The sequence below is a fragment of the Agrilactobacillus yilanensis genome (assembly GCF_003946725.1).
Classification (GTDB): Bacteria; Bacillota; Bacilli; order Lactobacillales; family Lactobacillaceae; genus Agrilactobacillus; species Agrilactobacillus yilanensis.
Genome location: NZ_RHOY01000021.1, coordinates 1 through 16,525, shown reverse-complemented (window position 1 = coordinate 16,525; position 16,525 = coordinate 1). Strand labels below are relative to the sequence as shown.

9 protein-coding genes are annotated in these 16,525 nt (G+C 39.7%); 5 read left to right on the top strand and 4 right to left on the bottom strand.

Translation table 11 applies throughout. From position 1 onward, the window contains the following. Positions 1 to 209: 209 nt before the first annotated feature. Positions 210 to 962: an alpha/beta fold hydrolase gene (locus EKM93_RS11865; RefSeq protein WP_125715823.1), complete on the bottom strand. Its 753-nt coding sequence runs from the start codon at positions 960 to 962 to the stop codon at positions 210 to 212. Positions 963 to 1,040: 78 nt separating this feature from the next. Between EKM93_RS11865 and EKM93_RS11860 the strand changes: the two genes are divergently transcribed. Beyond that, the gene (locus tag EKM93_RS11860; RefSeq protein ID WP_191988500.1) at positions 1,041 to 2,000 is read left to right on the top strand and encodes a DUF1002 domain-containing protein; all 960 of its coding nucleotides are present in this window, start codon (positions 1,041 to 1,043) and stop codon (positions 1,998 to 2,000) included. 69 nt (positions 2,001 to 2,069) lie between these two features. On the opposite strand, the gene EKM93_RS11855 is transcribed toward EKM93_RS11860, so the two are convergent. Continuing rightward, the gene (locus EKM93_RS11855) at positions 2,070 to 2,726 is read right to left on the bottom strand and encodes a nitroreductase (RefSeq protein WP_125715790.1); all 657 of its coding nucleotides are present in this window, start codon (positions 2,724 to 2,726) and stop codon (positions 2,070 to 2,072) included. Between the two features lie 201 nt (positions 2,727 to 2,927). Beyond that, on the bottom strand, positions 2,928 to 5,864 hold the full coding sequence (locus EKM93_RS11850) for an LTA synthase family protein (protein ID WP_125715789.1): 2,937 nt from the start codon (positions 5,862 to 5,864) through the stop codon (positions 2,928 to 2,930). A gap of 371 nt (positions 5,865 to 6,235) precedes the next feature. Between EKM93_RS11850 and EKM93_RS11845 the strand changes: the two genes are divergently transcribed. Beyond that, positions 6,236 to 7,258, top strand: a complete 1,023-nt coding sequence (locus EKM93_RS11845) for a DUF3324 domain-containing protein (protein WP_125715788.1) — start codon at positions 6,236 to 6,238, stop codon at positions 7,256 to 7,258. 78 nt (positions 7,259 to 7,336) lie between these two features. On the opposite strand, the gene EKM93_RS11840 is transcribed toward EKM93_RS11845, so the two are convergent. After that, positions 7,337 to 8,050 carry a ribonuclease H family protein gene (locus tag EKM93_RS11840; RefSeq protein ID WP_125715787.1) on the bottom strand — a complete coding sequence of 238 codons (714 nt, stop codon included), beginning with the start codon at positions 8,048 to 8,050 and terminating at the stop codon, positions 7,337 to 7,339. Between the two features lie 165 nt (positions 8,051 to 8,215). Between EKM93_RS11840 and EKM93_RS11835 the strand changes: the two genes are divergently transcribed. From EKM93_RS11835 to EKM93_RS11825, 3 genes are all read left to right on the top strand, one after another. After that, positions 8,216 to 8,620 carry a hypothetical protein gene (locus EKM93_RS11835; RefSeq protein ID WP_125715786.1) on the top strand — a complete coding sequence of 135 codons (405 nt, stop codon included), beginning with the start codon at positions 8,216 to 8,218 and terminating at the stop codon, positions 8,618 to 8,620. A gap of 352 nt (positions 8,621 to 8,972) precedes the next feature. Next, on the top strand, positions 8,973 to 10,835 hold the full coding sequence (gene dptF / locus EKM93_RS11830) for a DNA phosphorothioation-dependent restriction protein DptF (RefSeq protein ID WP_164507085.1): 1,863 nt from the start codon (positions 8,973 to 8,975) through the stop codon (positions 10,833 to 10,835). Positions 10,836 to 10,853: 18 nt separating this feature from the next. Continuing rightward, positions 10,854 to 15,947, top strand: a complete 5,094-nt coding sequence (locus EKM93_RS11825) for a hypothetical protein (RefSeq protein ID WP_125715784.1) — start codon at positions 10,854 to 10,856, stop codon at positions 15,945 to 15,947. The last annotated feature ends 578 nt before the right edge of the window (positions 15,948 to 16,525 follow it).

Here is a 16,525-nt window from a genome sequence, read left to right as displayed (position 1 = left end):
CTATAACAACAATTATGCCTGGCGACACAATTGAAAACAATTCTCAATTACTACTTTAAAGGTATGCCATTCTTGATGAGAAGTCAATAAGAAATTTCAGGATAACTAAAAAAATGTTAGCGGATTCAATTGTACACAATCGTTATTTTAACAATGATTAAAGTGGGCTCACGTCTGTCTCATCATAATCTCATTTAACCAACCTCACTTTAATCCTCAGCAAAAAAGTCAGCCACACTATCCATTGTTACTGGCTTCACGAGATGGCCCTGCTCACGGCCAATAATAAAATTCATATTTGCGCCATACGTCGTTGGTTTGTGCCGAGCATAAAATTCATAAGCATCCCGAAACGCAATTTTTGTATCTTCAGTCCCATGCCAAAACAAAACTTTACGCTGGGCAATTTTTTCTGGTTGTCGGCTCAAATCATAGGCTGCTAGCCAGTCCGTCAACGGCCGTAAATCTGAGGAAACAAATCTTTTAAAGTGCGTCGCTTGTTGAATCACCCGTTCCCGATATAACAAGGGCTGGGGCGTCCCCATGATGCAAGCGGCCTTTTTAATTTCGGGATGACTGGCCAACAACGCACAAGTTGTAATGCCCCCCATGGAAACCCCGCCAACACTGATTTGATCATCTAATAGTAATTGTTCTGTTTTCAAAAAATTCACCAAGACGCTGAATTCTGCCAAATTACCTTGGATGCTCTGCCAAAAAGTAAATGATGGAATTTCAGAAATTGCCGTTATCGACCGTTCGCCGTGATTCAAGGCATCTGGTAAAATAACGCGTAAACCCTTAGCTGCTAATTTACGGGCCTGCGTCAGAACTAATGCCTTGGTAGACCGCCAACCATGGTAAAATATAACACAGGGCAGTGCTTGCCCGCGTTGTTTGGCTTCAACAACTTCTAAAATTGGGATACCTGCTACTTGTTGCGGACGAATTTGAATCATTATCATCACCATAATTTCTTCATATTTTTTTGATATATTTAAGGTTGATCCCGCAATTTAGCACGAGAAAGGATTTTGATCATGCTTAAAAAACGTACATTGACGCTTTGGCTGTTACTCATGGGACTCGTTACCGTTGGTACTTTGACGAGTCGCACCCAAACCGCCCAAGCTGCCGATACGTGGCAAAACGCTGTCGTTACTTTAGGGACTACCTTAACCGACAGTCAAAAACAAGGCACTATTGATACATTAACTAAGAATCTATCTGATAGCAGTGATTATCAGACATTGACCGTCACTGGCGATACTTTAGTAACCTATCTGAATCCCTCTGGTAGCAGTTTCACCAGTAGTTCCAATGTTTGGTCTAGTGCTGCCATTGAAAAAACCAGCAGTGGTTCGGGTATCAACGTTCAGATTCTACCCTACAACGGTAAAAACAATATTACAACCATCACCGAAGACCAATATAAAAATGCCGCTTTAACCGCCGGGGTCTCCGATGCCAATATTTATGTCACTTCAGCCGTCCCAATTGACGGTTCTGGCGCGTTAGCTGGCGTCTATGCAGCCTTTGCGCAAAATGGTGCCAACTTAAATCAAAAACAAGTGAACGCCGCTCAAAATGAAATCAATACGCTCAGTGATATTACCGATGCCAATAAGGATAAAGATGGCTACACCGACGAACAGTTAAATAATGCCGTGGCTGGCGCTAAAACTCAGATGGCTAAAGAAGGCACTAATATTTCGACAGGTGACATTACAACGATTGTTAATAATCAAATCGAAAAAAACAACTTGCAAAATGTCATTACCAACAATCAAAAACAGCAAATTGTTAACCTATTAGTAGAGGTTCGAGACTCTGGGGCCTTAAGTTCCTCTGATTTTAAGGCACAGGCCAAAAAATTATCGACGGATATTGTGGCGAATGCCAAGGATATCTTCAATAAATTAGACACTCAAGAAAATCGGAACTTCTTCCAACAGCTTTGGACAAATGTTAAAAACTTCTTTACCAATTTATTTGGTTAATAAAAAGGACTGGTCAAAATTTGGCCAGTCCTTTTTTCATGATTTTTTTAATTGAAGTTACGGTTTAGCTTAGTCTTTAATATGCAAAATATTAGCAACCGACATCCGTTTTGTATAAACATCATTGATGGGACTATCAGAAGCATACCCCAGACCAATCCCAATGACGACTTCTTCGGTCGCCGGAATAGCCAATACTTTTTTAATAATTTCCGGATACTTCACTAAATTATAGGCCGCAATCGAACCGACACCTCGATCAGCCGCAGCTAACATAAGCGTTTGACCGAAAGCACCCATATCATAAATTGTAAATTCACTCGTCTGAGAACTGGCCGTAATAAAGGCCACTGCGGGTGCGTTAAAAAAGTCGGTCCCGGCTTGAGCAAACTTCGCCCAAGCGGCATCGCCTTGGCCCACTGCAGCTTCCACCGCGGTCCGCCATTGTTCAATGTTGCTCTTAGACAATGCTGAACGCTGGGCCATATGCGGTGTCGTCAAATCTGTAACACTGGCCTGGTCCGCTTGTGCTGCAGCCAAAAACTGGGTGTGAATTTGTGCTAAAGCTTGTCCTTTAGCGACATACACTTGCCATGATTGGGTGTTTTGCCATGAAGCCGCATGACTGGCGTCTTCTACAATACTTGTGATCACCTCATCTGGTAATGGTTCTTTACGGAAATCACGGATAGATCTTCTCTTATAGATCATATTATCAGTTGTCAAAAAGCAGCCCTCCAAATTAAGCTATTGTGTTTTAATTCACTTACTATAACAAAGTATAGCACGATCATCATAGAATTAAATGCTAAAATCACATATTTAATCGGCTTTTTAACTAAAAATAGCCGGCATTAAAAGTTTGTGTCTTTTAATGCAAGCTATTTATTGTAGCGGCTAGATTTTTCTGCGCTAGTTCAGGTTCGTTTATTTTGGCTGGGTCATGAAATTATTCTTTAAAGCGTACTGTTCGCCAGCGGTTATGTCATACTGCAGTAATTGGTAATCATCCATTAGGGTTTGCTGTTTCTTAGTCAATTTGCTGACTACTTTACCTGTTTCAGAGACGTATTCCGAGCTGGCATTAACCGTATTATTTTTTGCTGAATTAAAGGAATCTAAAGTCATCGCCGGCAAATCCGTATAGACTTTTGTCTGTAGGGCATAATAAGGTGAAACTTTCATATTCATTTTTGCTAGCGCCATCGCTGGAAAGTTGTTAGGACTGACAATTTTTGTCTTCGGCAGCGTTCGATCTTGCTGACGGCTATAGCGATTACTATACACAAAATAGTCTGTCTCATGTAATTGCAGTCCATAGGTTTGCATCGCATTGCCATTATAGATGCCCGGCAAATGATCGCCGTACCAGATCAAAGTAATTGGTCGTTGCAACTGATCAATTTTTTGAATAAATTCTTTTAGCGCTGTATCCGTATAGTGAATCCCTTGGATATAGTTTTCAATTTGCTGCTTACGGGTATCACTTGTATAAGCTGTCCCGCTGACCGTATAATTCGTTTCTTTATAATAAGCGTCAAACGGCATATGATTTTGCATCGTCACTAAATTGATAAACTGGCCACCTTGATGATCATTTAAAACTTTTAATGTCTGAGCATAAGCCGATGCATCTGAAATATAAGGGCTGTTATCAATTTTAGCCGTATAAGACAGTGGATCACCGCCATTTAGATGGTAAAACTTATTAAAGCCAAATTTCTTATAAACTTGCTTTCTACTATAGAGATTCGCCGAAAAAGGATGAATCCCCACTTTGTAATTAAATAAATTGGTAAATGCTGGTGAGACTGTCTGATAAGGTACGAGCTGTGAATAAGGCGTTGGTAAGGTAGGTGAGAAATTATTGATCGCTAAGCCAGTGAGTGTTTGATATTCCACATTGGCTGTCCCGCCGCCATAACCACTGCTTAACATTAAGCCAGAAGCAGTGTTAGCTTTCATCTGGTGCACAAAAGGAATTGGGTCACTGCTGACTTTTAAATTCGGCACTCGTGATGGATCGGCGAAGCTTTCGCTCAAATTAAAGATGACCGTCTGATCTTTTAAATTCGTTTCAGAACGTGTCTTGTTTATTTCATCAGCGACTTTTTGGTACTTTTTAGCCAAAGCTTGCATCCTAGCCTCAGAGTACCCCTTAGGTTCTGCCATGATCTTAACATCTAAGTTATTCGCAAATTGCAGTAACGTCCCATTTAACTTAGCCCCTCGTAACTGCGCAAAAAAGTAAGGCCGGTCTTCAATTTCATCTAACAATAAAGCAATCGGTGTTTTGGGATGATTGGCGGTATAAAAACTAGCTAGAGCGGCACTGGCAATTAATAATAAAGCCACTCTTTTTTTCAAGTTCAACCTCAAATGCGGCCGATCAATATGCTGTATAAAAATCGCCAAACCGATCAACAGCGCTAGCCCAATGACCGCCCAAATAATGGTATTTTTGGAAACCATATTCAACAATTCGGAAACAGAGGTCAGCATGGACATGTCGGATGGTAAAATCGGTTCTGCACGATAGTCAATCTTAATAAAACTGGCAATCAGCCAAATCGCATAAGCGCCAAAAGTAAACGCAAACGCATACCAGTAAGTATTAAACAACGCCCAGAAAATACCAAAAATAGCAAAAACAATGGCAATGTTCACAAAAATAATAGCTTCACGGTGCAACACCAGCCACTGAATCATACTCCAATCCCACGACCACAGCCGGCCCATGGATAAAACCGTCATGAGCCAGGCCAGACCCAATGGCAGCCAAAAATGCCAAGCTACTAAGACCCGTTTTAAATACTGGTGCACGTGATTAAGATCAAATTTAAAATTTTTTAGCGGTAAGATATTTTGATTTAACCGTGTCAGCTGCTGATATGCCAGCTGGACAACCAGCACAAAAATAGCAGCTAAACCTAAAATTAGTAATAAATGTACGCCGATGGGCAACGTCCAAACGCTATGATGTAGGCCGGACATGGTCACAATTAATAATTTCGGATTATTCGCCAAAATCAGTACAAAACCAAATGATAATAGCGATGGCATCGTCACCATAATTGATCGTTTTAGTTTTTGACGGATCAAAATGAAGGTCAGCACTGCAAAAATCAAAAATAGCGGCTGACTGCTAATAATGCTGCCCAAATAATGGTCTGATAACGATAAGCCATGATGAGGATCATAATAAACTTTGTTCGTTGTCAGCCATGCGAAAAGCCCCGAAGCAATAAGGGTGACACTCCAGCCTAGCCATAGTTGACGCCGTTTGACCTGGGACCAATCTTCACGTTTGAGCCAATAACCAATAACAAATAAGTAAAGATACCAAATTAAATTTTGTCCTTGCCGAAAGCCTAAAATATCTTGATTTAAAACCACATTACCAACAACAAAGATGGTAAAAACTATAATAATCCCTCGACGAATTGTAATTAGTTCATGCCGATCAAGTTCCTTAATAATTGTTGGCCCGATGATTAATAACCCAATATAAGCTAAAAAGATACCCGTACTGCCCCGAAGTAAATATAGTTCTGTTTCAGTGATAATTTGAGCGCTAAAAGTTGGTGTCAGCATTTGAACTATTAAGTCCAAAATTAACAGACACAAAACACCCCGATGCGGTATCGGCGACTTAGCTGTATAAGTCATGCCAATCACTATTGGAACGCCCACACTGGCCAAAACCGCCAATACCTTTGTATTCCAGACAAGCCAAAAACTTGGTCCCTGCATATACGTCTGATCACTGAGTAGATGAAAAGCAGCCACTACAACGCCGGTCAACACTAATGTTGATAATATCGAAAAGATGATCGACCAGCTGAATTTTTTTCTATTTTCCATTGCACCCTATCCTAAAAATATTTATAACTTATTTCAAAAAAAAACGAGGCGACTGCCCAAAGTGGTCAGCCGCTGAATAATGTTGCCGAATATGCGACATATTAAAAAAGAATTGTATCTAATTTCACTAAATAGTATAAGCTGTTTGCTGAAATTGTCAAAAAACGAAACTCAACAGGATATATTCTAAAAATATTCGTTACTTAAATAATCTCGTGCCCTATCACCTTTAAAATCACTTATTCCAAAAATAATCGCCCACTATTATAATTTTGAATCTAGATTTTTTAGTCATAATATAGTATTATATTTTAGATATTATGATTATTATTAGTTAAACTTCCCCCTAACATTTTGATAAGGAGCGTTTCATGTTTTTAAAAAAAGGGCTGTTATTTCTAATCTTAAGTACTTTAAGCTGCTTTATTGCTTTACAAGCCCCCAAAACCGTAACGGCTGCTGGCGCTGATTTTACAATTACCCCGATTCATAGCGCCGCACAATCAGATACGACCCTAGATTATTTCTCACTCATTGCCCAACCCCAGCAACGCTATACATTGACCACCCAAGTGGCGAATTTAAGCGCTACGGAGACTTTAGACTTTGAAGCCCGCTTGTTAACAGCCACGACTTCCAGTTATGGTCGAATCAATTACATCCCTACAGATCAGCCAAAAGATAAAAGTTTGGCCCATACTCTCCCCGAACTGCTTGTCTCGGATCAATCAGCGATCCAAAAGTTTTCATTAGCACCTAACACCAAACAGGCCGTTACTTATCAAATTCAGTTACCAAAAACTGATCTGATCGGGACCCTTTTAGGTAGTATTTATGTTCATCGTCTGCCTAAAGCGGCACAAAAAACGACGACCCAAATTCAAAATGAATTTTCGATGATTATTCCGATCATGATTCGTGCTGAAAAACAAACCCCACTTTTACCTCAACTTAGTTTGGACAAGGTGTCGCTGCAATCTGCTGGCGGCCAACCTGAATTAGTGGCCGTTGTCCATAATGCCAGTCCCGTTATGTTCGGTAAAATTAAAATAGAGGCTGCCGTCTATAAAAAAGGCACCACTAAAGCCTTACTGCGCCAAATGGTTAAAGATTTTGAAATGGCACCCAATTCCACTTTAAGACACAAAATCGCCACCAACCAGCAGCCCTTACCCACTGGTACTTATCGGTTAAAATTGCGGCTTACTTCTGGTGCGAAGGTTTTTCATTTAAACCGAACCTTTACGATCAGTAACCAAACCCGACAAGCGGTGGACGAAAAAAAAATTCAAACAGCAACTGGACCTGACTGGGCTAAAATTTGGTTGATTATCAGCCTCATTACCAGTGGCTGCCTTTTACTTTTAATCGGCGGCTTATATTTAAAACGGTGACGCTCTAAAAATTAAGTTAGCGTTTGCGCGGCTAGATCAAAATTTGATCTAGCCCTTTTTTTATCACCAATAACTGTTTTATTGCATTTGATCCATCGTCTGATTCAACAACTGATCCACATAAACATTCCCTGTATTTGTAGCGTGGCCCTTTGTCCAAGTTAAAGTTAAGGCGGTGAATGCCGGTAACAACTGACTGATTTCCTGCCATAATGCCACATTTAGCGGTGGTGTCCCATCTGCTTTTTTAAAGCCCCGCCGCTGCCAACCTTGCAACCAGCCTTTGTTAACCGCATCCAGCACGTAGCGCGAGTCCAAAATACCAATCAATTTTTCGTGATTCAAATCTAGCGCAATAAATTTCTGCAGCGCATTGCGCAATGCCATAATCTCCATCCGATTGTTGGTCGCACCATATTCGCCAGCTGAATCTGCAATTTTCTGCCCTTGATACTCGATTAAATAAGCCCAAGCTGCTTTATCTGTGGCCTTCACATGCCCCCCGGCAACGTTACCGGTATTCCGTGAACCGCCATCGGTAAAAAATACAGCTGTTGCTTGGGTTAGGTCAACAACCTCAGCTGATTTTGCTGGTTTGGCCGATTTACCTACTGCTTGTGGACGACTGCTGTGCTGATTTTCTTGAATAAAAGCCTCAGCGCTGGCACGATCGGTAAAACTTTTATATCGGGCATTTTGATAGCCGCGAACTAATCTTTCGGTTGTCGGCCAATCGGTAAAAATACCAACTTTACGTCCCCGGGCCACTGCATAATATTTTTTTACTGCCATGAATCTATCCCTCCGTTTACTTTAAATACTTTCAAAAAGCCTAGTAGAAATTAAAATTTTTGGAAGTCCCAATACATTATTTTGTCTTAAAATATAATTACACTAAATAATTCATATTAACTTAGTTATTTAAACGCACAGGTTCCAAAAAAGAAGGTGTTTAGGATGAAAAATCTGAACTATCAAGATCTTTTAGTTTTAGAAAAGCAAGTTATTAATAATCAAAACTTAAAGCTATCACGCTATCAAGATTATGTCTATGATAAAATTTTGACGCATCGTGAAATCTTACCCGAACAGCTTTGGTCTGATAAAACTGAAATGATCAAAGACTTTGACTATCTCCTCGCGAATCCTTTAATAGCCCATTGGTTGTTTGAAGAAGTTGGTTTTGATCTAACAACACTTGATCTTACGCCTTTACAGAAAAGTCTTTTTTATCAAAAACAAACGCATTTTTTTATCAAAGCACTGATGATCTTAGTCAAAGACAGCACGCCCACTTTAAGTGAAGCGAACTTAGAATTATTAAAAGCCAATTTAATACAAAATAGCGCTAAAATTTCTTAAAAATTCTAGAGAAACCCAATTCAGTAGCTATGCACACCTTAACGCCACAACATTAGAACCAGTCAATCCCCAAATCTGGGAAAAGTCTGGTTCTATTTATTTGTCCGTAAAAAAATGTCCTTAACGCGTCTACGAATTAAATCTCTTTTTCTATGTAATTTATTGCTATTTTTTGCTACAATTTATTCCTATAGGGCCAATTTTCTTATAAAAACTCATTATTTTTATGATCTATTTCGTTCACTAAATCACAGATCATATCTCGTTGAAAAATCAACAATTTATGCTTAAATAAAGCTTCATTAAAATGTTAATATTAGGCAAGTTAACTTCAAAAAGGAGGTATCGCGCCATGGCAAAGAACCGAGTAACATTTGACCAACTTTTGCAAAAATTAATCGCAGCTTTGAAATATCAATTTCCTATTATTCGCGCTTTACCTATCACCCCACAATACTTTAACGATATTTTACAACTCTTAAATCAAAATAATCTAATTCCTGAACGTTCTTTACAACGATTACAATACTTAACGCAATTTATAAATCGTCCCGAAATGATTGACCAAAAAACATTACAGGTGCTACAAGAATTACTGGACTACTACCAAGTTTCAGCCGCTGCAAAAGATACCCAGACGTCTAACGAAAGTCGATTATCCCAATTGTTTAGCCAATTGGATATTTCCTCGGCAATATCTGTTGTGGACGGCTATACCGAGTTAACGGATTTACAAAGTTACTTAAACGTTCCTTTACCTGCTGAGACCATCTTAACCGATCTTTTAGGAACGCTTGAAGGCAGCAATCGCAGTCTAACTTTGATTTGTGGCGCCAGCGGGACTGGCAAATCACAGTTATTAGCAGCATTACGCACTAAAAAATCAAAATTATTTGAACTCCCAAATTTACATGTTAAAGATGATGCCGGTTTAGGCAACAACGCTGAAGTCCCGATGGATCAACGGCTGTTACGAGATTTTCATAACTTCAGCGACCGGGGGCTCACTGCTAAAACGACTTACCATCAGTTGATGACTATTCATACGGATCTATTAAAACGGTTTTACCGTTTGGCGAATAAATTAGGCACCTACACTGAACTAGTCAACTTAATCCAAGCCACTAAGATTTTAGACAATCAACCACGAAATGTCATTACGCGGACCATTCAAATTATTTTTGTGGACGATGAACCCGCCTGTCCTTTGGATAGTATCTCAACTCAAAATGCCCTATTTGATCAGCTGACAAGTAAGATCTTTGCGGCCAATGCTTATAAGAATCCCTTTTACCAAGCCTATCAAGCGGATACCAACCAAAATATCCACTCTACTTTGCACACAAATTATTATATTTTGACACATCCGCAAGTGCTCAGCAGCATTAAATATTTGCTCATCAAAGCCCAGTTAGCGGATAACGCTATTTTTTCCATTCGTGAAATTTTAACCTTTCTCCACGATATTGCTATGCCAAACATTGGTCGACCGCCACTTTATAACACCTTGTTTTTCCTAATGTTTCCACCCAAGCCGCAAACACGAATTTTAAAAGGCCTTGCAGCTTGTGATCCGATAGTTCTGCGCAATCCGGAACTCGCCATTTTGCTGGGGAGCTTTCACAAAGTGTCCGATAAAAGCGAATATGTCTTAAGTGCCTTAAACAATCACAGTTTACCAAGCAACTGGGTCAGCGATTTTTATAGTTATTATGTTGATAAACCCACTTCTGATGTGGTGCATACAAAACTATTGCTCCGAATCTTGTTTTTATTCGACCATAATGCCCAACTCTTTACTGATAAAACTTATGATTTTTATTTAAATAGTTATTTACAAGTTCAACAAGGGTACTTTAACGAGGCCTTAGCAAAATACTGTTATGCCGGGTTAAAAGCCTGGTATCATGCACCAGGTTCAGCTGGCGCAAATATTGATCTAGCCAAACAGCAAAAAATTAATCCTTTAAATATTTCAATTTATTATATGTCCGTGGCGCAGACAACGATTACCATTCACTTAGCCGCCACAGATTCTGTCGGTGAGCATCATTATCAATTTCAGCTAACTTTAGCGTTATTTGAGTTGTTTTATCATATTTCAAAAAATTATGTCTTACGACCGCAAGACCGTCAAAGTGTCGCTGAGTTTGATCAATTTGCCCAGGCACTAATCGCATCTTTAAAAATCACTGAAAATGTTCCCAATTCATAAAGACAAGGAGGGGTGACCTTGGACGAAGATTATTTTGATTTTTTAGTCGTACAGCTTACTAACTGGCTCCACGATGGCCATTTTAAAGCGGGCAGCCGTTATTATTTAGCCCTGGAAAGCCAAGCAGCGGTTGATCAATTATTTAATGAAATTCAACAAACAAAAACAATGCCTGTCAAACCGTTTATTGTAAATAACGGCCATAGTATTTATCAAACGATTGCATTAGAACAAGACCAGCTTAAGGCTATTATTGTCCCATTAGGTCAACGCACACATACCAATTTCCTATTAAATTTACAGCATCTCGTCACACGCCAACAAGCTATTTTTAAACAAACTATGATTATTTATCTGATCACCGAAGCCACACCTAACATTATTTATAATGCGCGGGATTTAGAAGATAGCGGCGGGCCTTTTGCCTTAGATAATATTTTAAACGGTCTAAAGCTGGCCAATGCAGCCTCCCCTTTAAAAGCCGGTGAACGTGCCGTCGTATCTGATATTTTACACCGGGTTTTGAGAACTAAAACCGATCAATTACCGCAGCAGTTGGCGGCCATTTATCAACTCTATAAAAAAGACGCTTTAACCGCTACCGATTACGTTGCCCATCAAATGTTTTACGACCCAGAATTAAAACAAACGAGCGCAGCGACCACCACCAAGCGCTTATTAAGCAATCAAAAGCTGTTTTCAGAATTAAAACAAATTATCGTTAATAACAGTCCCGAACAGCATATTGATAACTATGTCTACTTTGAAAACCCAAAGGATTATCAAAAATATCAGAATTTAGCCAATTGGTCCGATTTAACCTATGATCAAATTACGGCTGCTCGGCAAAATTTCTTAAAGAAAACGGGCATTAAAATCCAGTTAGAAGCCGACAAAATTCAACGGCTGAATCAACACTTCACTTTCTGGCTGCAGCAAAAACACTATGCCGATGAACCAACACAAAATCACAGTGCTAAAGAATATAGTATTTTGGCCTTCTTAAAGCCAAACCAGATTAGCGATCAAGTTATTTTAAGATTACCGTTTAATGCACCTTTAGACCCGGATGCCATTGATCACAACCAGTCTTTTTTCTTTCAAGGCAAAACCGACCTCAGCGATCTGATTAAGATTGTTAACCGGACGATTATTGTAAATATTGAACACGTTGATCCGAATCAAATTTATTATGGTCAAATTCACTACGGTTCCAGTTCAGAACACTTACCTTTAATTTTTAAATTTGCTATCTTACCGTTTGATCCAAAATACTTTTTAACTATTGCGCCATTTTTCAGTCTAGACGTTTCTAATCGCGGTTATTATCAAATTGTCCTGCACACAGATGCACCAGCGATTACTTTTCTAGGGGCCAATAACCAAAATCCCGTACGAATTCCAATTTCTGAACAAAACTTGCAAGAGTTTTTTATTAGCCAAACCACTGAATTAGATTTCTCGGAACTATTAAAACAACAATCTAAAATTGAGTTCACGATTTTAACGTTGAACATTTATGATCATCTTGTACCTTTGCGCTTTCAGTTCAGCCATGAACGGATTGTGAAACAGAGTTTATCTAATTTTGCTATTGAAAATTTGCGCCGCCAAGCACCAAATGGGATTTATTTTGATCAAGATAAGCTCATTGAACGAAATAAAGTCTACTATTTGAATGCCAGCCAGCAACAGCTGTTAAACATTGAAACGCAAATGATTAAAAAGCAGCATTTTTATGGTGAACTTAATGATCAAGGTGATTTTGAACCGTTACCTTTAAAACTGCCTGAAGATATTCAAGCCTCTTTAGACCAAATTTGCCAATTTTTATTGGATAACGAAATGACCTTAAGTCTAACCACTTGGACAAAATATTTAAAAGATAACGTGACCCAATTATTAGCGCAAATTCAACAGCATATCGATAACCATCTTCACGACATTGCCTTTCCGGAAACAATCCGTAATTTATTTTACATTGGCGCGATTAAAACGAAACATGCTTTTTATTTCTCACCGTTTTCGCCATTACTGCTGAGCTATCGCTTAGTCTATGATGAAATGTTAGACGATGTAACCCTCAATGAAAAAATTCAAACGCAAATTTCACCGGCGGGGCTCCTGCCTTATTTGATGATGCAAGGTAGCTTATATCAAGCAGATACCTCGTACTTTAACCATTGGATTCGGTTCACCGCAAAACAAACCAATCATCTCAAAGCAAACTACGCCCATATTCTAGCTGAAATTTTAACAAATTTTCGACGCCACAATACGTTTTTATTCCAATTAAATGCGGATCAACCCCTTGTCGTTCGCTTTGCCCATATTTATCCGGATCGCACGATTCTAAAGGGCATCATTGAATATTTCAAGACTGCTGACCATAGCCCTTATTATGAGATCATCCCCCCATTAGAACTGCATTTCCAAAATTATCCGGACGATCAAGTGTTTGAAAAATTCTTCACCGTAAAAACGATGACTGATCTGGAAAATCTTTTAGGCGAACCGGTAGACAAAACTGAATTAAATCCCGCTGATTGGCAAGCATTAATTCAGCGGATTCAACAAAATTTGAGTTTATATTATGCTGCTAAAACGATCACAACAGAACAGTCCATTTATCATATTTCTTTTTATCAGCCTCAATCTCAAATCAAATTATTAAATCAGCTGAATCAATATATGAAACCTAGTTTCGCTTTAGACGGTCTGATTCCTAATAAACAGACCACAATGATTGAAAATATCGGCGTTCAAGGCTTTGGTACTAAAGACTTGGAGCGGCCGGTCTCCAACTTAATTACCTTTGCGGGGATCTGGAATACACTGGCCTTGATTTGTCACCATCAGTTATCACCTTATATTCTCCATAATTCCTGGGCCATTCGTGAAACTGTGGTGGAAGATAAAGAAACTGATAAGATCATTGCCAGCAGCTATCAAACAACGCTCTTTATGCCAAAAGCTGAGCTGGTTTCTAAACTTCAAGATAATCCAAAACTTGAATTAAACCGTTACCATGCCGTAGAACCCTTGGCCTTTGATGTTATTTCTGTTACAAAAAATACGAATAAGGTCACGACTTGGCAGCAATACTTCCAGCATAATCAAGTGGCTGCCGCTATCCCGCAAATTCATAATTTATTACATTATCACAATTTATTTAATGATATTTGGGACGTGAATACTTCAGATAACGCTTTAAAATCCAGCTTACAGCAGATCACTGCCTACAAAGAAATTAGTGGGCTGCTTTATCAAAAAGATTTCTTATGGCTGCCGATTTCCATCAAAATACTGCGGCATTACGCCCGTGATTTTGGCCTAGATACGAACGATAATCTACTGACTGTCAATAATTTATCCAAAGTTGGTTTAGCAACCGATGACATTTTGCTGATGGGCTTGGATCTTAAAAATATTGCCCATCCCGTAATGTATTTACTGCCAATTATTTTAGGCCCTCAGCCGTTTGCTGAAGCTAATTTAACCACGATGATTGAAGATTTAGGGCCTTCATTTATGCAAGACTACACCAAACTATTTTTAGCTCGGATCTTTTTAACGAGCCTACAGCAACTGCCTAAAGACACCATTGCCCCAACCATCTTGAAAAAAATAGATAGTGTTAAAGATGCCTTATTCCGAGCCGACTTTGAAGTAAGTCATCGCCTGCACCGCTATTATGGGGATGCTTTTCGTTTTGTTGCCAGTACGCAAAATGCCTTTAGAACCGTACAACGGGATGAAGTCACCGGCAATACTATCGTTAACGTCCCTTTGAGCGATATTTACACTTATGTCTTGAATACCCCTGAGGAAATTCAAAAACTCATTCAAAGCGCCGAATTTGATTTTCAGCTTAAAGATCTGCTGCAAACCCATCTCACAAATGAAACGCGGCTGACTAACCACCATGCTAAAAAAGCCGCTTCAGACGCCAACGCTGCCGAAACGGATGGGACATCCCCTCAAGCGGCTTTGACCGCTGGCAATACCACTTACGAGCCAGCTCGACCGCTGCCCGTTAAAAATTTAAGTCCAGCCACAATGCAGTTTTACCTAGGCAAGAGTACCACGAGTGAAATGATCGTCAATTGGCCTTATGGTAACACCGAATTATCCGATAGAGACTTATTGTTGTTCGGGGATGATAGTCCTACCAAATTCAAATTCATCCAACAGATCCTACGACAAATGACCCAAGCCAATCTAAGTGCGGTTATTTTCTTAACAGAAGACAAAAATCGCGCCTATTTCACCGCTCAAGATTTCCCTAAAGTAAAAAGTCTCAGCTTAAATCAAACCCCAATTCATTTGGATCCTTTTGCCGTTATCCGTCAAAGCATTAACAATCATTACGCTGAAGCCACGACCCTAGCCTTAATTAACCAACTCACCGACATGTGCCGACCAGCTTTTAATTTAAGCGGCAGTCAAGTGGAACAGATTAACCAAGCCATGCTGACCGGACTAACCAAACAAACGGCAACCTTTAAATTTTCTAATTTACCCACTTATTTATCTGATAAAGCCATTTTAACAAAGCTCAAAGACCTGATTGATCAAGATCCATTCACTTATCAAGAAACCTTAAAATGGCGGCACTTCTTTGACGGCCAAGGAGAATTGCACGTCATCCGTTGCAGCTCATTTTCCTTACCTTTGCGCAAATTCGTCTTGGATTACCTGCTAAGCGGCTTTGCAGCAGAAGCCCGCAACTCTGGCAGTATGTATCATCCTCTACCCGTTTTCATCGACAATGCCAAAGCCTTGAATTTTAACATGAAAGGCCCCTTAGCTAGAACTTTGAAACAAGGCAGCCAGTATGGCATCTCCTTAATCTTAAATAATCCCGAATTTGAACCTACCGCAAACGACCTATTAATGGCCAACGACTTCGAAACCGAAATTTTATTTAAAATGTCTGAAGAAAAAAGCCTAATGTTCGCCAAAATCATGTCTAAAAGCCTAAAGGAATACAGCAACCTAACCAAACTACTCACCGAATTAACCGACACAACCTACCTCATCAACAGCCACACACTCATCAACCAACAACTCCTACCCAACCTGACAACCGCCAGACTAAATCTTAAGTAAAAGAGCGCGACAAAAGACGGGTTGATTTTGAGCATAGCCTAGACTAACGCCGTGAGCGATTTTTGCTTACAAGTTAGACGTAGCTAAGCGCAGAAATCAGTCTTTTGGAGCGCGTTTAAGAAAACTCACACAAAATAGACCCGACATAAGCCCGAACTTGGCTTGTAAGTAAGGCGTAGTTATGTAAATTGTCAGTAAGCTCGAGCGCGTTTAGAGCGCGAACTAGAGCGGGAAAGCCTCGAGCACTAACCTAGAATTATGAAATAAGTGCACTTCGCTTATGAATAATTCGTAGTTAGGTGAGAGCTTTGCTCTAGTGAGCGCGTTTCAAACCCAGAGCGCGAAAAAAGACGGGTTGATTTTGAGCATAGCCTAGACTAACGCCGTGAGCGATTTTTGCTTACAAGTTAGACGTAGCTAAGCGCAGAAATCAGTCTTTTGGAGCGCGTTTAAGAAAACTCACACAAAATAGACCCGACATAAGCCCGGTTTTGGCTTGTGAGTAAGGCGTAGTTATGTAAATTGTCAGTAAGCTCGAGCGCGTTTAGAGCGCGAACTAGAGCGGGAAAGCCTCGAGC

Coding starts and splice junctions, on each gene's coding strand:
- EKM93_RS11860 (WP_191988500.1), top strand. CDS start 1,041: ATGCTTAAAAAACGTACATTGACGCTTTGGCTGTTACTCATGGGACTC.
- EKM93_RS11850 (WP_125715789.1), bottom strand. CDS start 5,864: ATGGAAAATAGAAAAAAATTCAGCTGGTCGATCATCTTTTCGATATTA.
- EKM93_RS11845 (WP_125715788.1), top strand. CDS start 6,236: ATGTTTTTAAAAAAAGGGCTGTTATTTCTAATCTTAAGTACTTTAAGC.
- EKM93_RS11840 (WP_125715787.1), bottom strand. CDS start 8,050: ATGGCAGTAAAAAAATATTATGCAGTGGCCCGGGGACGTAAAGTTGGT.
- EKM93_RS11835 (WP_125715786.1), top strand. CDS start 8,216: ATGAAAAATCTGAACTATCAAGATCTTTTAGTTTTAGAAAAGCAAGTT.
- dptF (WP_164507085.1), top strand. CDS start 8,973: ATGGCAAAGAACCGAGTAACATTTGACCAACTTTTGCAAAAATTAATC.